Origin of the sequence: Sulfuricurvum sp., from assembly GCF_028681615.1 — a bacterium.
Lineage (GTDB): Bacteria > Campylobacterota > Campylobacteria > Campylobacterales > Sulfurimonadaceae > Sulfuricurvum.
Genome location: NZ_JAQUHV010000003.1, coordinates 1 through 22,266, shown reverse-complemented (window position 1 = coordinate 22,266; position 22,266 = coordinate 1). Strand labels below are relative to the sequence as shown.

Here is a 22,266-nt window from a genome sequence, read left to right as displayed (position 1 = left end):
ATACGAAAAACACTTTCGGAATAAAAAAATGTGCGGAAATCAAAAAATGAGGTTTTTTGACATGCTGAAAATTGAAAATTTTTCTGCTAAAACCTTATACATAATTTGCATTATTTTTGGAAGATTTGAATATATGTGGTGGGTCAAGCAGGATTTGAACCTGCGACAACCCCGTTATGAGCGGGGGGCTCTAACCACTGAACTATTGACCCGTATTTGAGGAGCGCCATTATAAACGCTCTTAAATTAGAGAAAGCTTTTTTTACCCGTGTCTCCGTAAAGATATCGAAATCGATAGGCTAAAAGGTTCTCCATTACGGCTAACAAAACCATAAAATTAACAAAGCTGCTTCCCCCGTAACTAAACATCGGTAATGGAACCCCTACGACAGGAGCAACTCCGATCGTCATGGCGATATTAACTGCCATATAGATAAAGAACAGCAGAGATATCCCCCCTGCGACTACCTTGATATAATAATCCTCCGTCCAAAATGCGGTAATCATCAGATGGAGGATCAGCGCAGCGTACAGTGATATCAGTAAAAATGCACCGAAAAATCCGAACCGTTCAACCACATAGGCGAAAATAAAGTCACTCGATGCAATCGGTAAAAACTTCATCTGCGTTTGGGTCGCATCTTCTTTGGCTTTTCCGAAAAATCCTCCGGAACCGACCGCAATCATCGACTGTTCGACGTGGTAACTCGGCTTTTCACTGACGAAATCGGTCAAGCGCTGTTTTTGGTAGTCGTGCAGCTGCGTATACACGAGCGGTAACGAAATAACAAAAGCTGCGATCAAACCGACCCAGATTTTCCAATGCACCCCTACAATAAATAAAATTCCGAATCCCAGCATCACAAGCACCGTTGCCGTCCCCAAATCGGGCTCTTTTGCGATCAGAATAAAAGGAAACAGAATAAAAAAAGAGAGTTTTAGAAAATCTTTCAGTCCATAACCGTCCCTCGGAGGCGGGTTTCGGCTGATGAGATAGGCCAGCATAAGGACAAATGCGGGTTTCAATAGCTCGGATGGCTGCAGCGTAAAATGGATAAAGGGGATTTCGATCCACCGCTTCGCCCCCAGCCTCGCATGTCCTACGAACTCTACGGCTATCAGAAGCAGAATACTCACCCAGTAAAAGATGGGGATCATCCACAGCATCCGTCTAATGGGGAGGAGAAAAAGGGTAATAAACACACCGATTCCGACCGAAACATACACCAAATGCTTTTGTCCCAAAGTCGGATGAATCTCGTAAATAAGCCAACCTGAAGTAAATATGAGGGGAATCAATAAGATAATGGTTATGAAATCAAAGTGTGCTAAAATTCGCCGATCAATATTGAACACTACGGTCCTTATTTTTTGCTAATTGTAACATATAGCAGGTTTAGAACTTTATTTTAATTTATTACAAGACACGATACTAAAAGGCACCCGATTTTGACACAAGCAAAAGCTCACTTCACTACCGATACTGCAGTCCGTTTGGACGTTTTTTTAACACAGCAGTTAGGACAGACCCGTAACCAAATCACCCAGCTCATCGATCAGGAATGCGTTAGCGTTGATGGTAAAGCCACCTCTAAAGCAGGACTAAAACTCAAAGAAGGTCAAACTGTCTATATCATCTTCCCTGAGCAAAAATCAACTCCCGCTTTAGAAATTGATTTTGATGTCGAGATTTTGTACGAGGACGATGACATCCTCGTTATCGATAAACCCAGTTCCCTCACCGTCCACCCCGCACTGAGCGTCAAAGAGCCGACTCTCGTCGATTGGCTCAAACACAAAGGGATCAGCCTCTCAACCCTCAGCGGCGAAGAGCGTCACGGTATCGTCCATCGCCTCGACCGCGGAACCAGCGGAGCGATGGTCATCGCCAAAAACAACGTAGCCCACGAAGCCCTCTCCCTTCAGCTTCAGGATAAAACGATGGGACGTTTTTATCTGGCAGTCGTCAACCCGCCGATGAAAGAAGAAGTCACCGTAATCGACCGCCCTATCGGACGAAGTACCCATAATCGTCTTAAAATGGCGATCAGCGAAACGGGGAAAAATGCCAAAACCGAGTTTCGCAAACTCCTTCCCAGCCATGATGATACGGAAGAGCTGATCGTTTGTAAACTCTATACCGGACGAACCCATCAAATACGGGTCCATTTGGAATCAATCAGCCGTCATATCATCGGCGATCACCTCTACGGAAGCCACACGAAAAGCGACAAGATGGAACGTATCTTGCTTCATGCCTATATACTCTATTTTACCCATCCTACCACCCATGAAAAGGTGACTTTCACCGCTTCTTTGGGGCCGGTGATGGAAGATTATTTAAATAAACATTTTGATCCAAAGGAATTTCATGCACTCATCGATCCGATACGTATTGAGCACCTCTTTAGCTCTGAGTCTCTTTAGCGGTTGTGCGCCTCAACCTGCACCTCAAAAAACGGTAACCATCGATTCGACACTTCCAACCCCTTCTATGAACGGATTTATCGCGGATATCACATCGGCTGCGTTTGAGTGGAAACCTATTGAAGATCCGAGAGTCAACGGTCTCTATATCTATCGCAACACGCCGGGTGCAGAGGATCAAAAATTACAGCGTATTGCTACAGTCGACAGCCGTTTTGCGACCCATTATGTGGATAACGATTTAAAACCCGCAACGCAATATCAATACCGTTTTTCATCCTTTACCAAAGAGGGAAGCGAATCGGTCGGCAGTGAAACACTCCTCGTAGCGACGCAGCCGATGATCGCTCCGGTCAGCTTTTTCCAATCTGTCGGCAATATGCCGCGCAGTGCGAAACTTCTCTGGCGTCCGCATCCTAACGGAAAAATCAGCGGGTATGTGATTGAACGCCAAGATGCAAACGACCAAAAATGGAACGTTATTGCCACAATTACAGGACGTTTGAACGCTGAGTTTATCGACCGTGATCTCAAAGACGGCCAAGTCTATTTTTATCGCATCAAAGCAGTTACATTCGACAAACTCTCCACAGAACCGAGCGAAGTGACAAAAGTCGTAACCAAACCTCTCCCGCCTGAAATCAAAAACATTACCGCCACCAACAATATCCCTCGTGCGATTACATTGACATGGGAACCGAGTCCGTTGAGCGATTTCAGCCATTACAATATTTATCGTTCCTCCACTCCGAACGGATCATTTGATTATCATGTAAAACTTGAAGCAACGACCTTTACCGATAAGATTACGGAAGACGGGAAATTCTACTTTTACAAAGTCACCGCTGTTGATAAAGACGGCTTGGAAAGTACTCTCTCTCCTGTAGCAACACAAGGATCAACCCTCTCAAAACCTCAAACACCGATCGCGTATGAGGGTAAAATACTCAACAAAGCGGTCGAATTGCAATGGAGTAATAACGACCCGCGCACCGTCTCCTATACAGTCGTCAAAACGACCAAGACAAGCTGGATCAGCCGTGAGAGTATCGATATCAACAACATCACGGAGCCTCGTTTCCATGATGGGGATATCAAACCGGATACCACTTATTTGTATGAAATCATGAGTGTCGATAAAGACGGAATCCGTTCTCTGCCGACTCAGGCGATTGAACTCAGTTTCGAGGCAAAATAAAGTATGCCGCATTTAAATCTCGAATCATTCAAACCCCTCACCTTTCCCGCACAATGCGGTGACGTTGAGTTTCTGTTTCAAGCAGACTATAAAAACCAAAGCGGCGGAGCACTTATCGCTACCCGTTATAAAGGCCGGGAATTCTTTTTAGTACACAAAAAGACGGAGAATAAAGAGCTCCTAAAAAGCGATAAAGTCACCCGCCCCTCCCCGAACTTTTTGGTTAAACACGCCCTTTTGGCGTATGCGGAGTGTTCCGGTTCACGTATTCTCGATTCCAATGTCGATAATGCACCGGAAAACACCCATCTTAAAACACATGACGCGCTTAAATCGATCCCTTTTTTCGTCGAAAACTTTCCACGTGACCGAGAAGTGCGTATCGAGATCGGATTCGGCTCAGCCCGACATCTGCTTCATCAAGCTGCCGCGAATCCCGATGTTTTATTTATCGGGTTGGAGATTCATAAACCCTCTATCGAACAGGCACTCAAACAGATCGTCATCCAAAAGCTGTCCAACATCATGGTGCTTGATTACGATGCACGCCTTTTTCTAGAATTTGTCCCTTCCAACATCGTTGGAAAAATTTACGTCCATTTTCCCGTCCCTTGGGACAAAAAGCCGCACCGTCGTGTCATTTCCGAAGCATTCTTAAAAGAATCAGATCGTGTACTAAGCGTCGGCGGGACGCTCGAACTCCGCACCGACAGTGAAAATTATTACCGATTTGCCCTTGAGACGTTCAGTTCTCCGGCAAAAAGCCGATTCGACGTCCGTAAAAACCAAGAGATCGCTATCGTGAGTAAATACGAAGACCGCTGGAAGAAGATGGAAAAAAATATCTACGACGTCACATTTACCTGTGAAGACGAAAGTCCTGAACCGGATATTATCGGTGATTTTTCTTTTAGCTCCGATCCCATTGATTTTAGTGTTATCGATCGTATCAAAAAAGAGACCTACAAACGGGAGTGGGGATTTTTACATGTTGAACGTACCTTTAGCATCGGTGAAGATGGAAGTATGCTCCGTCTTTCCATGGGAAGTTTCGACCGGCCTGAGAGTACGTATGTTATTATCCAAAACGCTACAGCCCGTTATTACCCGACGACACCCGTCCCATCCAGTGCAAACCTGAAAGCCCATATCTTATTAAACGAGTTGATTCATGGATAAAGTCATTATTGCAGAAAACCTCTCCCTCTCGTACAAAGAGTTCGAAAGCATTATCAGCAAAGCTTCGTTTTCTATCGATGCAGGGAGTTTTGTGTTTATCACCGGTGCCAGCGGAAGCGGCAAATCAACCCTTCTAAAATCATTTTACGGGGCTATTACTCCTAGAGCCGGCCAGTTGATGGTAGGCGGGGTGAAAATGAATAAAATCAGCACCTCGAAGCTCAATTTTCTCCGCCGTCATATCGGTGTCGTCTTTCAAGACTACAAACTGATTAAAGAGTGGACCATCGAAAAGAATGTCATGCTTCCTCTTATCATCTCTGGCTATACCAAAGATGTGAGCGGTTCACAGGTACAAAAGCTCCTCGGACATGTCAAACTGATCCATCAAGCGGGAAAATATCCTCCGGAACTCAGCGGGGGTGAGCAGCAGCGTGTTGCGATGGCCCGTGCATTGGCTCATAATCCGATCCTCATTTTGGCGGATGAGCCGACCGGAAATTTGGATGAATATTCATCGCAAGTCATATGGAACTTATTGGAAGGGGCCAACACGCAGCTCAAGACGACCATCGTCGTAGTTACCCATCATATCCCATCCGAAATCACCGTACCGTATAAACATTTTCATATTGAGCTAGGGAATATCCATGAAGTCTCTTAAAAACCATATTTCACTTATCATTGCCCTTTTCACAGTTTTATTTGCGGTTCAGATTTATGTCGCGGTTGACCGTACGATTGCCGCATACGAAACCAATCTTAAAAATGATTATTCGATCATTGTCGTCTCCAACAAGGCATTCACCCCGGTCGAGTTCAAAGCGATGGATACGCTCATAGAGCGCAGTGAAGCCATCGCTACCGATCAGGTTTTAAACCGTCTCCAAGGGGAAATGACACAAAAAAATCTGGACTTGCTCAAACTGACTCTTCCAAAATTTTATCGACTCTATTTGAACCGTTTTCCGACGCCTTCTGAGATTCAAAACCTTCAAAAAAGACTTCAAAAGAATCCTGCAATCGTCCGGGTGGAAGGGTATGCTCAAACACATGACACCGTCTACAAACTGATGCTGCTGTTTAAAGACGTCGTTCAGGTATTCTCAATCGCCATCGCTGCCGTTACCTCATTGCTCATTCTCAAAGAGATGCGTTTGTGGCAGTTCCAACATTCGGAACGTATGAGTATCATGGCCCTTTTCGGTGCACCGGTATGGCTCCGTTCCGCCGTCCTTTTCCGTCTTGCTATCGTTGATGCCATTATCGCTACCGCCATTTTGTGTTTGACCTTTTTTATCATTGGAGAATACGGATGGATGGACTTACTGCTACAAACCGTCGGTATTAAAATCCAACTTTTCAATTTTATCGATGACAGTATCCGATCTCTCCTCATAGCGCTCGGGGTCTCCATCGTTCTCACAATGACGATCGTAATCGGAAATGAAGAAGAGGAATAGATGAAAACCCCCTTCTCCCTCCTTTTGCTCTCTTTTCTCGTTGTTTCGCTCCCTGCAGCGAAAATTGATGAAAAAATCAATAAGACGTCCAAACAACTGAATGAGACGAAACAAACATACTCCAGTCTCAGTGCCAAACTCGAAGAGACCGCATCCAAAATCAATCAGCAAAAGCAGATTGTCGGAACGCAGCAAGAACATATCAATTCTCTCGTTCAGGACCTGCAATCCAAAGAGAGTGTTTATCAATCCAATAAATCGACACTCAAAGAGTTGGAAACTCAGCAAAACAACCTGATTAAAACCCAAAATGAGATAGAACAGCGTCTTGTTTTTGCCATTGCGCGCAATACCTCCATCTCATTGCTGATCAACGATGACCGTGCCAAAGAGGCAGATGCTCTTATTACCGAAGAAGCCCTCAAACTTCATCTCAAACAGATCAATCAAGAGATCAAAGAGCTCAATGTGTTATTTGCCGATAACAACGAAAAAATAACCGGCCTCTCTAGCAAAACAACGATTTTAAAACAATCCATTGCAGTCATTGATAAACAAAAGAACAAAGTCCTAGAGACAAAAAAAGAAAATGAAAAAGCGATTGCAAAACTTGAAAAAGACAAACAAGAGTATAAAAAATCGCTGGATAAGATTTTAGAGCAACAACGCTCATTGCAAAATACACTTGCAAGTCTCAATATCATCAAACGCGAATCACTCAAGCCTAAAAAAGCTCCGCCTCCGCTCACACCGCCGAAACCGGGTTCCAAACCGGTTCCAGAAGATGTCAAACAAGCGGTAGCCGAATACAGCCCTTCAAATGTAGCGGCCTATGCGGGAGAACGGACGATTGCACCGCTTGATGGCTATGTCGTCACCAAACGCTTCGGCCCATATACCGATCCGGTCTATGGAATCAAGATCTTTAACGACTCAGTGTCACTGCGCCCTACCGAAGCCGACGCAAAAGTCAAAACGGTCCTCAACGGCAAAGTCATTTTTGCCAAACCGACGGCAATGCTGGAAAATGTCATCATTATCGAACACGATAACGGTTTACATACCATCTACGCCCATTTGGATAAAATCGCCCCTACCGTCGAAGTGGGCAAACGGATCAAACAAGGTTCGATCATCGGACGTGTCGCTCGTGAACTGATGTTCGAAGTTACACAGCGCAATGCACACATCGATCCGATGCAGATGATTCACTAGGAGTGAGTCAATAACGGGTTTACGTCAGCAAAAAAGTCTTAAAACGGCCAAACTGCATTGACGAGCTTGCTTCCCCACCCTTGCTGAGTTGAACGGTCGACATCCCCTTCATTCGCATACAGGATTTTAGCATCGGAAATTTTAGACGAGCTGATTTGGTTATTCTGATCAATATCATACGGACGGATTACTCCGCTTAACTCCATAATCTGCTTTTGATCGTCCACCATAATCTCCCGTCGACCGGTGATAAAATAGTTCCCGTTTGACATTACTTTGACAATTCGCGATGATACCGTAGTGGTAAACGTCGCATTTTTCGTTGCGCTCCCCGATCCCGTATAAGAGGATGTCGATCCGCCACTTAACCCGATATCTGCTAATCCGTTCAGCTTGCTTACTGCAGAACTTACCGCCGAGTTTCCACCGCCGGATGTCATGATACCGCCTTTTAGTCCAATCGTATCCGCTTCGGAAAGCGCTTTCTTACCAACGCTGGAGCTGGCTGCCGTTTCGGAGATGACAACGGTTACGATATCATTGACATGCATCGCTTTATGATCGGAAAAGAGCGGACTGTCACCCTGACCGAACAAACTCCCCCGGGCGACAAAGGTGTTCTCTTCTTCACGTGAGGGCATCTCTTCGACGTATTTTGGAGGGGTAAATGCGATTTCGGGTTCTGTAATACGTGCCGTACAGCCGCTTACCAACAATGATGCCGAGAGTATCGAGAGGTATAGGGATATCCGCATTATTCCATCCAAGTCATATTTAGCTATAATAAAGCAAAAATAGTTCCAAGGAAATTTTATGACACTCAGAGAACAGATAAACGACGATATCAAAACAGCGATGAAAGAGAAAAACAGTGCATTGCGCGATGCACTTCGTCTTCTCAGCAGCGCGATGAAACAAATCGAAGTCGATGAGCGCAAAGAGCTTACTGATGAAGATGTCATCAAAATCATCCAAAAACAGGTTAAACAACGCAACGACGCAATGGCTCAGTATCGTGATGCGGGACGTGAAGATTTGTATGAAAAAGAGGCTTCTGAAGCAGCTATTTTCGAAACCTATCTTCCGAAGCAGCTCACTGATGAAGAGCTTGAAAACGCTCTGCGTTCACTGATCAGTGAAATCGGGGCCACTTCGATCAAAGACATCGGACGTATCATGGGTGCCGCATCCAAAGCACTCGGAGCACAAGCCGACGGCAAGCGCATCAACGAATGTGCAAAAAAGATTTTGGCGTAGAAGGGATATTCGATGCTTCAATGGAAAAACTATTTGCCAGCCATGCGTAATGCATTGGAGCATTTCACCCAAGAGGTACAAAGCAGCGAATGTTTCATAAAGCATGAATTCTCTTATGCACAAACGATCAACGAACAAAAAGAGAAACTTCTCTCCGTTTTTGACTCTTTTGATTCCTCAGATGAAAGCCATATCATCGAAGAGTACCTCGAATTTTGCATCCAAAATGATCTCCCTTATCTTTTTGTCCACAGCGAATTGTCCAATGTCGCTCGTGAGATATTAGGCCTTTTGGCATCTGAGGGAAAATGTTCTTCCGTTGCTTACGCCAATGAGCATTTTTCCGCATTAGAGAATCGTATCTCCGAAGAGTATTATCAACAGATTTTACGAAAGCTGGCGACTAAAAATCACCTCCGTCTCTCCCATCTTTCTCACTTAATCGAAAAACATCTGATGATCCATTATCAGCACCATTTGGAATGGATGCTGGTGCTGATTGCAAAACTTCAAGGGACAGAACGGGAGGGGAGCAGTTGTGAACTAGATCATACTCAATGCTCATTCGGGCAATGGCTTCACAACCCTTCTCTTCCTTACCTTTCCAATACAAGCCATTTTCATGACATTCAGCGGCTTCATATCGCCTTGCATGAGTTGGCCTCCAATATTATGCAGCACCATTCGTCCGACGGGTTCAATCATAGGAATCTGATCCAGCTACTGATCCAACTGGATTACACCTCACTGGAAATCGGCAATGAAATCGCCATTATTAACGATATGCTGATCATCGGGGAATATACTAAGGACCCTTTGACCGGACTTCTCGGGCGACGTCTGTTTGAAAAAATCATGATCAGTCAGATCGAAATTGCCAAAGCCACAGAGACCAAATCAACCATGATCATGTGCGATCTGGACCATTTCAAGGCAATCAATGACCGTTTCGGCCATCTTGCCGGAGATGAAGTAATCAAAGATTTTGCGGCCACACTTCAAAAAACCTTGCGCAAATCCGACTTTATTTTCCGCTTCGGCGGAGAAGAGTTTTTAATTCTCCTCCCCTCAACAACGTACAAAGAGGCACACACAATCGCCGAAACGATCGTTCAAACGGTTTCTGAACATGAACTCAAATATGAAAGCGCCCGTCTTTCCTACACCGTCAGTATCGGCGTATTTGAAATCGACAGCAACGATCTCACCTTTGTGACAAAAGAGACCATTCAAAAATATGTCCATGCCGTCGATGCCAAACTCTATTTGGCCAAACAAAACGGACGAAATCGGGTTGAGTAATCGCTAGAAAGATCATCCAACCCTTTCTAACTCTTCTTTTATCATCCAATAATACATTATGGAACTTTAAAAATACATCGATTGCAAATACTGTTTAATTGACGGATGCTATCCTAAACGCAATCGAATTTTGAAAAATCAGCGGATGGGAATATTGGCAGGTCAAAACTCCTCCGGAGGGTGCAATGATTTTTTCCAATTTCTTACCGCTCAGTGCATCGGTAATCCGACCGAGAATAGCCCCTTTTTCGATTGTATCGCCGCACGACACCAAGGAATCGAAAATCCCTGCATGCGATGCTTTGAGAAGCGTGATGTGATCCGGCCCGATCACATTGCTTGAAAAGCCTTCAAATACCGATACATCCAATATTTCTCGTTTCGCCATAAACCGTACCAGCGCCCCGTGAACTTCCTCGCTGCTGCGGTGTTCGATTGCTCCATTTTTACCGAAAACCAAAGAGAGCGCCTTGCTCCCCCATAATTGCCAGTTATACTGTAACATTACCGTCTCGATTGGGCTGTACTCGCGATAATGGATAAACCGCATCCCAAGATCTTTCGCCGCTTCCAGGTCTTCATATCCGCTTTTAATCAGTTTTACATACGGCAGACACATCCCCTGATCGCGACGTCCTTCCAAAATAATGCCGAAGTCGTATCCCTGAAGCGATTCAAACAGTTTAGCAGCAATCCGCTGCGTCGTTTCACCCTGAGCATATCCCGGAAACATCATATTGATATCGGTTTTATCCAATGGCCAAAACGGCTGTCCCATATTCAATGCATAGGTATTCACGGCAGGAATCACCAAAATCTTGCCCGTAATTTTCCCCTCTTCTTCTTTTTGACGAAGAAAATCGACAAAGCGCGAAGCAACATAGAGCTGATTGATGTGATCCCCGCTCATGGCACCGACAATGGCGACAGACGGCCCTTTGCTCTCTTCACCGAATAAAAAACCCTCCACAATCAATGGAGCACGGTTGGGTGACTTAAAATTGAGTATCTCTAGTCGTTTCATTCGTTCTCTCCAAAAATTCTTCCGACTAATGAGCCTTCATACACAATCGGATAAGCTCTAAGAGTAAACAAAATTCCTCCGATAGGAGCAATCACTTCATCGAGCACTTGGCCGCTCAGAGGATCAACGATTTGCCCGACAACCGAACCTTTTTCAATCATTTGGCAATGCTCAATTGAAGGGACGAACAATCCCGGACACGATGCATTCAAATAGGCTACTTCACCTACATGCGACTGTATCGGATAACGGACGTCCAGCGGCTCGATGGATAAAAATCCTTCACACGCCATAAGATTCAAAAGTCCGTCCAAAAGTTGATGCCCGTAGGTTTTGCCTAGACGCATCCCTACTCCCATCTCTACAACCAGTGTTTTAGTTCCAAGAGTGTTCATAGCATGGGCAAACGTAGACTCTAAAACCGTCACCGCATCATGAACCCATACGAAATCGATATTAAGTTTATTGGCTAACGGTACCAGGGTTTTTTCCTGAGATTTTGCAATCCGCACTTGCGGTATTTCACGTAAAAAGATGTTACTGGAATGGATATCGATTGCGATTTCCGATCCTTTCATCGCGCTTACAACCCCATCGGCAATCTGGGCGGGGAGGAAATCATTTTTACTTCCCGGAAAAACACGGTTCAAATCGACTTCGTAAAAAGGGACCGAACGGGTGATACTATCAAGCCCCAAAGAGTTAATAGCCGGATAGATATCGATCGTTGCTTTTATCTTGTCCGGATTGGCACGCAGCCATTCTCCCAACAAAAAACAGACATACTGCCCTTCCAGCTCATCCCCGTGAATTCCGCTTACAATGGATATCCGCTTGAGAGTTTCACCTTTTTTGGGAATATATCGGCACCGCTGAATCCGGAACTGCTCCCCTACGGGCAGGTCGATTGAAAAAACTTCTTCTATAACACCCACATATTCTCCTATGAACTTTGCGATTGAAACGATTCGGGGACACATGCTTTATTTTGAATAACCCTATCAACAACGCCGTTTAAAAAGAGAAGAAATTTCGGAATATCCGACGTCGTCACATTGATAGGACGGTAGTTACGGTTCAACTGCCGTGCAATATTATTGACGACATCAATATCTGCCGTCACCATTTCAATCTCTCCGTACAGACGTAAAATCAAATCAAAACGTTCAATCTGCTGTCCGAAGCGGATCAGCTGATAGGCTCGGGTGCGATCGAGTTCGGAAGAAAAAATACCTAAAATCAAACTGCAGTTATCAACAATCTCTTCCAAATGGGTCGGACTGATGGCTGCTCGACTGCGCCCTTCGGAAAGATGGTTATAGATTTTATTGAGCGTAGCAAATCCGCGTTCATCCAAAAGATGCCGTGTTTCGATAGCATTTTCGCGTGCCATTTTGATAATCGATTCAATACTCCCCTGATGAGCACCGTAGACACCTACATTGAGGAAATCAAGACCGTTTTTATAGTCCGCTTTTATCCCCAATTTATCAAAAAACTTGCTGCCGTACTCAAAATCCCGGTCGATTACATGATCATAGCACTCAAGCATCTCAACCAGCATTGTTTGTACCCGCTGTACATACCGGCCGAACCAGTATAAATGTTGTGCCGTATTAACGGAAATTGCTGCACCGTTGATCATAACTCTACCACCCATGTATCTTTAAATCCGCCCCCCTGAGAAGAGTTGACGAGATAATTTCCCTCTTCCATCGCATAACGGGTAAGCCCGCCCATGCTGACAGTCACTTTTTCTCCATATATGACGTAGGCACGCAAATCGGCTTTGCGAGGGAGGATTTGACCCTCCATCATACACGGTAAATCGTAAAACTCGATCACCTCTTGAGCAATCCAACGACGCGGTTCCGCCAAAATCATCTCGATAATCTCTGAGCGTTTTTCAGGGCTCAAACGGTTGCCGAACAATACGCCGTACCCGCCCGCTTCAGCGACATCTTTGATGACCAGTTTATCGATGTTGGCCAACACATATTCGCGATCTTTTTCATAATACGGCAAATAGGTCGGTGCATTCGAGAGAATCGGCTCTTCATTCAAATAATATTTGACCATCTCCGGAACGAAATAATAGATCCCTTTATCATCCGCAACACCGTTTCCGATGCTGTTCATGATCGCAACGTTCCCTGCACGGTACGCTTTCGTAATCCCTTTGACCCCGATAAGACTGTCCGCCTCAAATGCTTCAGGATCGAGAAAATCATCATCTAAACGCCGGTAAATGGCTCCGACGCGAAGTTTTTCACCGTTGTACGCACATAAAAAGACTTCATCGTTTTCAACCACCAAATCATCACCCAGTGCGAGTGTCGCACCGGTAATTTTGGCGAGATAGCTGTGTTCGTAATAGGCTGAGTTGTAACGTCCCGGAGTGAGAACCACATTGAGCCCTCCCGTGTTGACATAATCCATTGCCGCTTTGAGCTCATCGCCGTAGTGTTTAATTTTTGAGATTTTCATGGATTCAAAAAATTCGGGATACGTATGTCGAAACGCCCGTCGGATAGTCAAGGGGTAACTTACACCGCTCGGAACCCGAAGGTTATCTTCGAGAATGACCCACTTTCCGCTTACGGCATCTTTGACCAAATCGATTCCGCTGATATGAGTACGAACCCCTTTAGGGGGATTGACACCCATGAACTCCGGCAAAAACGCTTTCGCCGAATCGACATATTCACGCGGTACGACTCCGTCTTTGACAATCTTTTGGTCGTTGTAAATATCATTTAAAAAGGCATTCAACGCTTTTACCCGCTGAATAATACCGGCTTCCAATTCATCAAATTCAGATTTGGGGATGATACGGGGTATGACATCAAAGGGGAAAGAACGTTCAATAAAATTTCCCTCTTTAAAGAGGTTGAAATTCACCGCATTGGCTTCTAAAAAGTCTTTAAACTCGGAGACTTTCGTCTGATCTACGCTATCGAAGATATCATAAAACTTTTGTAATTCCGGACACACTGGTTCAATCATCGGCACCCCTTGATTATTAGGACTAAGTTAATCATATCCTAAAGTAATCACAAGGGTTGCTTAAAAAAGTAGCAAATGTACTATTTATCCGTTTTTTAGTGTTTTCAATGCCGTTTCTACATCTTCTTGACGCATCAACGATTCACCCACAAGAAAGGCATCCACTCCCGCTTTGTTCAAATCTTCGAGCTGTCCGTGTTCATAAATGCCGCTTTCCGCAACGATGATCTTACCGTTCGGGATAAGGGGGATCAAGTCATAACTGAGATTCATATTCATATCAAACGTTTGGAGGTTACGATGGTTGATTCCGATAATGTCGGCTCCGGCGGTAATTGCTTTTGTCAGTTCCGATTTATCGTGAATCTCTACCAATGCTTCCATCCCCAAGTGGCGGGTATAGTTTAACAGCTCTTTGAGTTCACTCGTAGAGAGTGCGGCAGCGATCAAGAGGACAAAATCCGCGCCGTAAACCAACGCTTCGAGGAGCTGGTATTTAGAGACTATAAAATCTTTACGAAGGAGCGGAATACTCACATAGCGTCGGATCTCTGCGAGATAATCGAGGTTACCCTGAAAAAAGTGGGGCTCGGTAAGGATCGAAATCGCATTCGCACCGCCGCGTTCATAGGCCTGTGCGATGGCGACAGGATCGAAATCTTCTCGGATCACCCCTTTGGACGGGCTCGCTTTTTTGACTTCCGAGATAATACGGTACGGCTCTTCGGGGGTAGAGGTTAAAAAAGGGTGCACGTCGCGAGGTGCCCGCGCGTTAAATGCGAGAGAGCGACCCAGCCAATCCATACTGAACTTGGCTTCGCGCTCTTTTAAATCTTCTTTGGTTTTTTTGATGATATCATCTAAAATCATTTATCTTTCTCCTTGGTTTTACACGCTTCAATCGCTTTTATATGTTCTTTGACCTCATCCTCTTCGGTTCCGATCATCGATTCGACCTGCTTCATCAAACGCAATGCTTCGGCACATTCGCCCAGTTTATAATTTCCCCATGCAAGCGAATCGATGTAAAACGGCGAATCGGGTTGTTTGTCAAGTGCCCGTTTGACATATCCCATCCCTTCGGTGATATTGAGATCATGATCGATCATCAAATAGCCCAAATAGTTCAGGTACAGCGGATCATCCAAATCTTTCATCGCTTTTTTCAGCCCGTCGACTACGCTGTCTACCATCACCTTGTCATCTTTATTTTGTGCCGCTTCATACATATAAACAGAACTTTGTGCCAAATAAAGCGGGTTTCCGTCGTGTTCATACAATTTTTGGGCAAGCGGTGATGCTTTGTCGAAGAGTTTGGTTCTGACGTAAATATCCAATAATAGAGGATCGTTAATATGGGATTTTTCGAGCATCGCACTCATTTTGGTGAGATCTTGCTGATAGGCATAGATTTTAACCGCCTCCTGTGCCACGACAGGATCCGAATCGATCTCATACGTTTGCTCATACATCTGCGCCGCTTCATCGAATTTACCGCTGTCGGCATACAGACTCGCCAAACGTTTACCGACTGTTTTGCTGTTTCCGTGAGCGCTGATGTGTTCTTTTAAAAAGGCAATCGCTTCGGGTTTTTCGCCCAACTGCGTGTATTGGATCAGGGCAATCCGTTCCGCCGTCGTATCATCAAAGGTCTGGGCGTAGGCTTTTTTCAGCGCGTCCACCGTCCCCTCATAATCCCCCAGTTTTAAACGTGCTTCTCCGTAGAGAAGATAGTCCGAAGCTTTTTGGGTTTTATTGCTGAGAAGCAACCCTTTTTGTGATGCTTCGCCGAAACTTCCCCCTTTCAGCAAACCGATAATCTCAAATCGTTTCAATGTAACGTCATCCGGGAACTTGGCCAATGCACTCGCCGTCTTTTTGGAGAGAGTCTTTGTGTCCCCTGCTTGTTCTAACATACGAAGCGATTGGTACAGATACTCTTTTTTGGAAGTCTGTTTGTACAGTTCGGCAAAATATTCGGATGCATTATTGTATTTTTGGCGCACCTGCGCATCCAGTGCATACAGAGTAAACGTATCTTCCAAAAGATTCGGATTCGTCACCGTTCTGGAAACGGCACTCGCAACAGAGGCCAACACTAATAAAGAGAGCAGTAATTTAATCATGAATTATTCCCGGACATTCAGCTTTTAGCTCATCGATACGGTGGCGAAAATAGTCCCAAAACGGGAATGTCCGACACTGTAGCGGTCTTGCAGTGTATATACTACACCCCTTTAGTGAACGATCAAAAAACGCACAATCGTATGAGCCGTTAACGAGCCGCTCTTTGAGCGAAAAGCGGAATCCTTCTTTACGTAAATAGGTACGTCTAAATTCCCCTTCATCCATCTCCAAAAGTTTTGCGATCGCGGCGATTTCAGTGACGGATACGAAAATGCTTCCGCTCTCGCCTGTACAGCAATTCCCTCCGCATGACGCGCAGGCACTCGGATCGAACGCATAAGTGAATCCTTCTTGTGTCATGTAATCGGACATTTTATACTGTGTGCCTTTGCCTTGTTATAAATAGCCTGTACGGCGGAAGTGTACTCACCATTTGCCTGTGTTATGAGCGGCGGCAATATAGTAAGTGACGACTTGCTGTTTTTTTTAAGATACATCATCACCAACGTACTGGGACGATCCTCTTTTGAATGGACGAATTGTACCTCAACGACTCTTAATCCTGCACGTTCGCATGCACTGCAAAGCTGTACAAATTGACGCGCGTCGTAGCAAATCGCCGCTTCGCCGCTCGATTTGAGGAGCTTTGAGATTTTCGTTATAAACGGCTCGATCGGCAAATGGACGTTATAGCGGGCCTGATGGAGAATCGGGTTTTCGGAACGGGAAACATTTTCATGGTAAAACGGGGGATTGGAGACGATCCAGTCATAGCTCCCATGATTTCCGAGCTCTAAAAAATCCCCCTCATGCAAGGTATATCCGATATGATTGATAGCTGCATTGCGACGGGCAAATTCGGCGTACAAAGGCTGTTTTTCAACCGCTTCGAGTGTCACTTCCGGAAAATCGCGCCCGACCAATAATCCCACGATACCGCTCCCCGCACCGACGTCGAGCACTCTCCCCTTTGGGGCAAACCGTGAGATAAATCCGTACAGCAGTATTGAATCGCTGTTATAACAATACCCGCTATCGGGTTGATAAAGGAGCATTTACGACTCTTTGCGTTATGATTTAGGTAATTATATCGCTCAATAGGTTTAACAATGATTATCATCCCTGCCCGTCTCGCCTCAACCCGCTTTCCCGAAAAAGTTCTCGCCGATATCGGCGGCTTGCCGATGGTGATCCGCACCGCGAAACGGGTCGAATCAATCGATCGTGTCGTCGTCGCGTGCGACGATGAAAAAATCCTCGACATCTGTGCCGCTCACGGCGTTGAAGCGCGCCTTACCTCTACAACGCATAAAAGCGGAACCGACCGCATCAACGAATGCGCCCAGATCATCGATGTACCCGACGATGAACTCATCATCAACGTCCAAGCCGACGAGCCGTTTATCGAAACGGAAGTTCTCGAACTCCTGATCGAACGCCTCAACGCCCTCAAAGCGCAAAATGCTCCGTTCATCATGGGAAGCTGCTACAACGCGATCAACACCGAATCGGCGCAAGACCCTAATTTGGTAAAAGTCATCACCGACGTCGATCACAATGCGATCTATTTTTCCCGCAGTCCTATTCCGTTCAACCGAAGCGGTGAAGCGAACTATTTCGGACACATCGGGATTTACGGATTTACGAAAAAATCGCTCCACGATTTTTGCGCCCTCGGGGAAGCACCGCTCGAAGACATCGAAAAACTCGAACAGCTCCGCGCGCTCTACCACGGCAAAAAAATCTCGATGGTCAAAGTCGCCAGCAGCGGATTCGGGATCGATACGGTAGAGGATTTGGAACGGGCGAAAAAGATTTTCGGAGTTTAAAATAATTTATTTTTTTTCATGCTACACTGTTGCTATACTTAAAGCGTAGAATTACTGAAACGAATAAAGGAGCAGAAATGTCACTCATAGAATTGTTTACCGATTATGTCCTAAACCGAAAAAACCTAAAAGAATATGTTGAACTTCGCAAAACAATCAATGAGCGTGGTGAGTTTAACGATGCCAAGCTGCTTCAGGCCGAAGAGAATCTCCAGCGTCTGAAAAAAGAAGAGCCGGAGGTTTATGAGGGAATGTATGAAACTCTTGCCAAAATTTATGCGCGTAACGCAGGGCTATCTATCGAGTATCCACTCGATTTCATTCGCCAAATTCTAAAAATGTATAAAAACTCACAAACTCCTGCGCAAGTCTATGAAGAATACAAACGGGTATTAGAACATTATCATCATGATGTGTGATGGTACGTTGTAAAAAAGATCAAAAGTTTTCGGCTTTTGATTGTGCCTCTTGTGCTTTTTTTAATTCTCCTGCACTCTTGTAGACAGCGGATGCTCTTAAAAAATAATCGGGACCGCGACCACCTTCTCTATCGAGTATTGAGACGGCTTTCTCAAACTCTTTCATTTTTGCAAAGCACTCAGCAATTTCCAAAGAGTGTGCCGCGGCAGGATGGGCATTAAAACTGTAATAAAGTCCTCGTTTATCTATAGTGTGACGTATTACTTTCGCTTGTTCGTATTCTAAAAAGGCTTTGGTACAGTTTCCTTCATTCAGATAATTCTCTATTTTTTTTATCTCCGCGTGATAGGTGTTTTGTATCTCCTTGCTTTCTCTCTCTTCAAAGTTTGAATAGATAAAAAGAGCAATAAAAGCTAACAGAGTCAAAGCAGCTACAATGATTAATGAAACCGATGTAAAAAATTTCGATTCTTTAGTTTCCATCCCTACTGCCACCTTTAATTTAAGAGTTAACAATTTTATTGTTTATTGTATATCTTTATTGGAACTTGTTTCAAGTGTTGATCGAAGCTATATTATTTATTTCAGTTACAGTAAGCGAGAGATGAAATATGATCAAATCGATCGCTTATAATACACTGATCGGGAGATAAAACTCCAGATCAAACTCCCCCGTTTCATTAAGAAAATGATTTTTTCGATAGATCGCATAGGGCGGCAGTGTTTTGGCTTCGAAACCGCTGCCGGGCAGCCATATCTGATACACATACTGCATAAACCGCAACACATCCCCGTATTTTCCGCTTATACTAAAAACCGCACACAAGGACGCTGGAATTTCAAAATAGGCGACCGTACCGTGCGGCTGAATATCCTTGTCGATCTCGATAGCGGCGATATAGGCACATTCGCTGAGCGGCGTAATCGTCGGATTGTCGTGGTGAAATCCGATTTGCCGTGCATTCTCCGGTATGCCGTTTTCCAGACTCCACGCATAAAGCCGGTTCCAGCTGTTTTTGATCGATATATCGTACCCGCTGTGGCGTATGTACGCCGCCCGTATCGGAGAGGTTTTTACGATTTTCGGTATTGTCCCTGAAAAGTCCCGATTGGATGCGCTGGCACTTTTGGAACTTTCGATATTCTTTTTGGAATAAAGGAGATAGGCACCGTTTTTCCATACTTTCGGCGTCGTATCGAACCGCTCTTTAAACGCTTTTATAAATGAGGTCTGGGAGCTGTATCCGCACATGCGCGCGATCTGAGATATCGTTGCGTATTTGTTGGTCAACAACAGACTCGCCGCTTTTTGCAGACGTATCGATTTGATGGTTTCAAACAAATTTCTCCCCGTCTCTTCTTTAAAAATCCGGTGGAGGTGATTGGGACTCAAGGCGTTCATGTGTGCCAGTTCGGCAACATTGAGATCGGTGTCGATGTAGAGGTAGATATACGAGAGGACACTGTTGACGACATCGGCTCTTTGGTTTTTTGTTTCACGCTTCATACCGCAATAATAGCATAAATAGATAATAAAAATGTATATTTTGGATAATAATTATGAGTATTTGGATAAAGAATAACTTTTTGTTTTTCTCTAAACTGTCATCAAAAAAAGGAGTGACCGTGAAACGCTCATTTATCCGAGAAATTTTAGAAGTGATCGATACCGACACCATCTCTTTTGCAGGTGGATTGCCCGATGAAAATCTGTTTCCGATGCAGGCTATCGCCGCTTCGGCTCAAAGCGTTTTGTCCGATCCCAAATCGCTGCAATACTCCTTCAGTGCCGGTATTTCGGCATTACGGGACAAACTGGCCGCCTATTACACCGCATTGGGATTGGAAACATCGAGAGAAAACATCCTCATCACGACGGGAGCACAGCAGGCGCTCGATCTTATCAGCCGTGTCTATTTTAAAGAAGGGAGCGTTGTTGAAGCTCCCGCCTATTTGGGGGCATTAAACGCTTTTAATGCAAACGGATGTCCGTTGTATCCCTATGCACTGCAAAACACTGAGGAGTTTGAATCTCTTTTTGCAAAGACGAAACGGGCCTATATCATGTGTGATTTCCAAAACCCGACAGGATACAGTTACAGCGTAGAAGAGCGAATAAGGATCGCACAAACAGCCATCCGGCATGAGGGAATTATCGTAGAGGACGGTGCTTATACGGAGCTGTATTTCGAAGAAAGACTACCGATGCTCTCATCGTTCGCGCCGCATCATGCACTTCATGTAGGATCGTTTTCCAAGATCCTGGCTCCGGGATTGCGGCTGGGATGGATTCGGGGGGATGCATCGTTGCTTCAACCGATTTTGGCACTTAAAGAGCGTTCAGACCTGCATACCTCTACCCTCTCCCAAATGGTCGCCGACACGTTTTGGGCATCCGGAGCGTTTGAGGAACATTTACCGAAAATCAGAGCGCTTTACCGTGCAAAATGCGATTATCTTGCCGATAAGCTCACAACGCTGCTTCCGGAATTTGTTTTCGAAAAACCCAAGGGGGGTATGTTTATCTACGGTACGTTTACAGGAGGGATAGACGCGTATGCTTTGGCCATGGACTCGTTAAAAGCCGGAGCCGTTTTTGTCCCGGGCGGAGAATTTTACACCGCAACGCCGCTGTGTTCGGAAGCGAGATTCAACTTTACCCATTCGACGTTCGAGGAGATGGAGCGCGGAGTTTCGATCATTGCACAAACGTATAAAAACACTCTAATTAAACGTTAAAATGCAACTTATAAAAGGATTACTATGCACGATATAAAATTTCCGTTTTTAGAACATATTGGCGGCAGGCTGGTTCACAGTGACAAGGGGATGGCTGAAGTCGAACTGCGTGTGGAAGCGTATCATTTGCAGCACATGGGCTTTGTTCACGGCGGAGTCATTTCCACGTTGATGGACAATACGGGATGGTATGCAGCCGTCTCAAATCTCGGAGTCGGGTATACTTCCGTGACCATGGAGATTAAAATCAATTATTTGAAACCGGTAGTGGGGAGCAATTTACGCGCCGTCGGAAATGTGATACGTCAGGGAAGAACAACCTCTTTCGTCAAAATAGAGCTGTTTGATGAGACGAATCTTGTAGCCTTTGCAACAGGAACTTATGCGGTATTGCAGGAAAAATAAGTCGAATGTGAAAAAAACGGAAGAAAAGTAAAGAAGAAGTACCGGACAGAGCGATCGCTCCGCCGGTCTGTTAAATCGAATACGATTTAGATGTTGTCACGGATACCGAGATCAGCAACAAGTTTGTTGTAGCTTTCGCGGTTTGTACGTTTCAAATAACGCATCAAACGACGGCGTTGACCAACAAGTTTCAAAAGACCAAGACGTGATGAATGGTCTTTTTTGAATGTTTTAAGATGTTCTGTAAGTCCAGCAATACGAGTTGAAAGAAGTGCGATTTGTACTTCACTTGAACCTGTATCACCTTCAGTTCTTTGGTATTGTTTAATGATTTGCGCTTTGTTCGCCGTATCTAAAGCCATAATAGCCTCCTGATGGGTATAAATTTTACTCGAAAAACGATTTCTTCAAGCAGGGTCGGAATTATAGCCAAAAATATTAAAAATGTGTATAATTATCTTTATATTTCGTTCTACCAATCTAATCATAACTATTTCATCAGAAGAACAGTAAAGATGTCTAATATTATTCAAAAAACATTTCATATTGTATGTGTAGACGATTCGGCAACTAATCAACAACTGCTCAGTTCCGTTTTAGATAAGCATGGATACAAAGTAACATCAATCGATGATGGGCAAAAAGCTCTTGATTATATCGCCAAAAACCCTTCAG

General features: G+C 44.7%; 25 protein-coding genes and 1 tRNA gene. 12 read left to right on the top strand and 14 right to left on the bottom strand.

The annotated features are described in order from the left end of the window. Nucleotides 1-136: 136 nt before the first annotated feature. Together PHE37_RS04820 and PHE37_RS04815 are read right to left on the bottom strand one after the other, a co-directional pair. Nucleotides 137-212, bottom strand: a tRNA-Ile gene (locus PHE37_RS04820). Between the two features lie 34 nt (nt 213-246). Further along, nucleotides 247-1,356: an FtsW/RodA/SpoVE family cell cycle protein gene (locus PHE37_RS04815; RefSeq protein ID WP_299993869.1), complete on the bottom strand. Its 1,110-nt coding sequence runs from the start codon at nt 1,354-1,356 to the stop codon at nt 247-249. A gap of 93 nt (nt 1,357-1,449) precedes the next feature. On the opposite strand from PHE37_RS04815, the gene PHE37_RS04810 reads away from it, so the two are divergent. Genes PHE37_RS04810 through PHE37_RS04785 form a run of 6 tightly spaced genes read left to right on the top strand, consistent with a single transcriptional unit; the run spans nt 1,450 to nt 7,482 of the window. Continuing rightward, nucleotides 1,450-2,427, top strand: coding sequence for an RluA family pseudouridine synthase (locus tag PHE37_RS04810; protein WP_299993870.1), 978 nt, complete (start codon nt 1,450-1,452; stop codon nt 2,425-2,427). Next, on the top strand, nt 2,372-3,625 hold the full coding sequence (locus PHE37_RS04805; protein WP_299993871.1) for a fibronectin type III domain-containing protein: 1,254 nt from the start codon (nt 2,372-2,374) through the stop codon (nt 3,623-3,625). Before PHE37_RS04810 ends, PHE37_RS04805 begins: the two co-directional genes overlap by 56 nt. A 3-nt stretch (nt 3,626-3,628) precedes the next feature. Then, complete coding sequence (trmB, locus tag PHE37_RS04800; RefSeq protein ID WP_299993872.1) at nt 3,629-4,804, top strand: tRNA (guanosine(46)-N7)-methyltransferase TrmB; 1,176 nt, start codon at nt 3,629-3,631, stop codon at nt 4,802-4,804. Next, nucleotides 4,797-5,468 carry an ABC transporter ATP-binding protein gene (locus PHE37_RS04795; RefSeq protein ID WP_299993873.1) on the top strand — a complete coding sequence of 224 codons (672 nt, stop codon included), beginning with the start codon at nt 4,797-4,799 and terminating at the stop codon, nt 5,466-5,468. The genes trmB and PHE37_RS04795 overlap by 8 nt, the downstream gene beginning before the upstream one ends. Next, the gene (locus tag PHE37_RS04790) at nt 5,455-6,267 is read left to right on the top strand and encodes a cell division protein FtsX (protein ID WP_299993874.1); all 813 of its coding nucleotides are present in this window, start codon (nt 5,455-5,457) and stop codon (nt 6,265-6,267) included. The genes PHE37_RS04795 and PHE37_RS04790 overlap by 14 nt, the downstream gene beginning before the upstream one ends. Next, complete coding sequence (locus PHE37_RS04785; protein ID WP_299993875.1) at nt 6,268-7,482, top strand: peptidoglycan DD-metalloendopeptidase family protein; 1,215 nt, start codon at nt 6,268-6,270, stop codon at nt 7,480-7,482. 38 nt (nt 7,483-7,520) lie between these two features. Here the strand turns inward: PHE37_RS04785 and flgH are convergent, their stop codons facing one another. Beyond that, complete coding sequence (gene flgH, locus PHE37_RS04780) at nt 7,521-8,237, bottom strand: flagellar basal body L-ring protein FlgH (RefSeq protein WP_299993876.1); 717 nt, start codon at nt 8,235-8,237, stop codon at nt 7,521-7,523. Between the two features lie 58 nt (nt 8,238-8,295). Between flgH and PHE37_RS04775 the strand changes: the two genes are divergently transcribed. Both PHE37_RS04775 and PHE37_RS04770 read left to right on the top strand, forming a co-directional pair. After that, nucleotides 8,296-8,739, top strand: a complete 444-nt coding sequence (locus PHE37_RS04775) for a GatB/YqeY domain-containing protein (RefSeq protein ID WP_299993877.1) — start codon at nt 8,296-8,298, stop codon at nt 8,737-8,739. A 12-nt stretch (nt 8,740-8,751) separates the two neighbouring features. Then, complete coding sequence (locus tag PHE37_RS04770; RefSeq protein WP_299993878.1) at nt 8,752-10,041, top strand: sensor domain-containing diguanylate cyclase; 1,290 nt, start codon at nt 8,752-8,754, stop codon at nt 10,039-10,041. A 94-nt stretch (nt 10,042-10,135) separates the two neighbouring features. Here the strand turns inward: PHE37_RS04770 and PHE37_RS04765 are convergent, their stop codons facing one another. The 8 genes from PHE37_RS04765 to PHE37_RS04730 all read right to left on the bottom strand — a co-directional run bounded on the left by PHE37_RS04765 (nt 10,136) and on the right by PHE37_RS04730 (nt 17,253). Then, a complete protein-coding gene (locus tag PHE37_RS04765; RefSeq protein ID WP_299993879.1) occupies nt 10,136-11,065 on the bottom strand; it encodes a M14 family metallopeptidase in 930 nt (309 codons plus the stop codon). Continuing rightward, a complete protein-coding gene (locus PHE37_RS04760) occupies nt 11,062-12,000 on the bottom strand; it encodes a M14 family metallopeptidase (protein ID WP_299993880.1) in 939 nt (312 codons plus the stop codon). The genes PHE37_RS04765 and PHE37_RS04760 overlap by 4 nt, the downstream gene beginning before the upstream one ends. A gap of 8 nt (nt 12,001-12,008) precedes the next feature. After that, nucleotides 12,009-12,725 (bottom strand): alpha-E domain-containing protein, encoded by a 717-nt coding sequence (locus PHE37_RS04755; RefSeq protein WP_299993881.1) that lies wholly within the window; start codon nt 12,723-12,725, stop codon nt 12,009-12,011. Further along, entirely contained in the window at nt 12,707-14,071 is a 1,365-nt protein-coding gene (locus tag PHE37_RS04750; RefSeq protein WP_300008255.1) for a circularly permuted type 2 ATP-grasp protein, read from the bottom strand. Before PHE37_RS04750 ends, PHE37_RS04755 begins: the two co-directional genes overlap by 19 nt. An 84-nt stretch (nt 14,072-14,155) precedes the next feature. Then, on the bottom strand, nt 14,156-14,941 hold the full coding sequence (gene trpC / locus PHE37_RS04745; protein ID WP_299993883.1) for an indole-3-glycerol phosphate synthase TrpC: 786 nt from the start codon (nt 14,939-14,941) through the stop codon (nt 14,156-14,158). After that, nucleotides 14,938-16,197, bottom strand: coding sequence for a hypothetical protein (locus PHE37_RS04740; protein WP_299993884.1), 1,260 nt, complete (start codon nt 16,195-16,197; stop codon nt 14,938-14,940). The genes trpC and PHE37_RS04740 overlap by 4 nt, the downstream gene beginning before the upstream one ends. Then, the gene (locus tag PHE37_RS04735) at nt 16,190-16,570 is read right to left on the bottom strand and encodes a YkgJ family cysteine cluster protein (protein WP_299993886.1); all 381 of its coding nucleotides are present in this window, start codon (nt 16,568-16,570) and stop codon (nt 16,190-16,192) included. The genes PHE37_RS04740 and PHE37_RS04735 overlap by 8 nt, the downstream gene beginning before the upstream one ends. Next, nucleotides 16,555-17,253, bottom strand: a complete 699-nt coding sequence (locus PHE37_RS04730) for a methyltransferase (protein ID WP_299993887.1) — start codon at nt 17,251-17,253, stop codon at nt 16,555-16,557. Before PHE37_RS04730 ends, PHE37_RS04735 begins: the two co-directional genes overlap by 16 nt. A 54-nt stretch (nt 17,254-17,307) precedes the next feature. On the opposite strand from PHE37_RS04730, the gene kdsB reads away from it, so the two are divergent. Next, nucleotides 17,308-18,027 (top strand): 3-deoxy-manno-octulosonate cytidylyltransferase, encoded by a 720-nt coding sequence (kdsB, locus tag PHE37_RS04725; RefSeq protein WP_299993888.1) that lies wholly within the window; start codon nt 17,308-17,310, stop codon nt 18,025-18,027. Nucleotides 18,028-18,104: 77 nt separating this feature from the next. Further along, a complete protein-coding gene (locus PHE37_RS04720) occupies nt 18,105-18,446 on the top strand; it encodes an alpha/beta hydrolase (RefSeq protein WP_299993889.1) in 342 nt (113 codons plus the stop codon). 19 nt (nt 18,447-18,465) lie between these two features. Here the strand turns inward: PHE37_RS04720 and PHE37_RS04715 are convergent, their stop codons facing one another. Continuing rightward, entirely contained in the window at nt 18,466-18,930 is a 465-nt protein-coding gene (locus PHE37_RS04715; protein WP_299993890.1) for a hypothetical protein, read from the bottom strand. 145 nt (nt 18,931-19,075) lie between these two features. Then, nucleotides 19,076-19,954, bottom strand: coding sequence for a GyrI-like domain-containing protein (locus tag PHE37_RS04710; protein WP_299993891.1), 879 nt, complete (start codon nt 19,952-19,954; stop codon nt 19,076-19,078). Between the two features lie 119 nt (nt 19,955-20,073). Between PHE37_RS04710 and PHE37_RS04705 the strand changes: the two genes are divergently transcribed. Further along, on the top strand, nt 20,074-21,186 hold the full coding sequence (locus PHE37_RS04705; RefSeq protein WP_299993892.1) for a PLP-dependent aminotransferase family protein: 1,113 nt from the start codon (nt 20,074-20,076) through the stop codon (nt 21,184-21,186). A gap of 24 nt (nt 21,187-21,210) precedes the next feature. After that, nucleotides 21,211-21,591 (top strand): PaaI family thioesterase, encoded by a 381-nt coding sequence (locus PHE37_RS04700; RefSeq protein ID WP_299993893.1) that lies wholly within the window; start codon nt 21,211-21,213, stop codon nt 21,589-21,591. An 86-nt stretch (nt 21,592-21,677) separates the two neighbouring features. Here PHE37_RS04700 and rpsO read toward each other — a convergent pair whose 3' ends face one another. After that, the gene (gene rpsO, locus PHE37_RS04695) at nt 21,678-21,953 is read right to left on the bottom strand and encodes a 30S ribosomal protein S15 (RefSeq protein ID WP_299993894.1); all 276 of its coding nucleotides are present in this window, start codon (nt 21,951-21,953) and stop codon (nt 21,678-21,680) included. Nucleotides 21,954-22,266 lie beyond the last annotated feature (313 nt).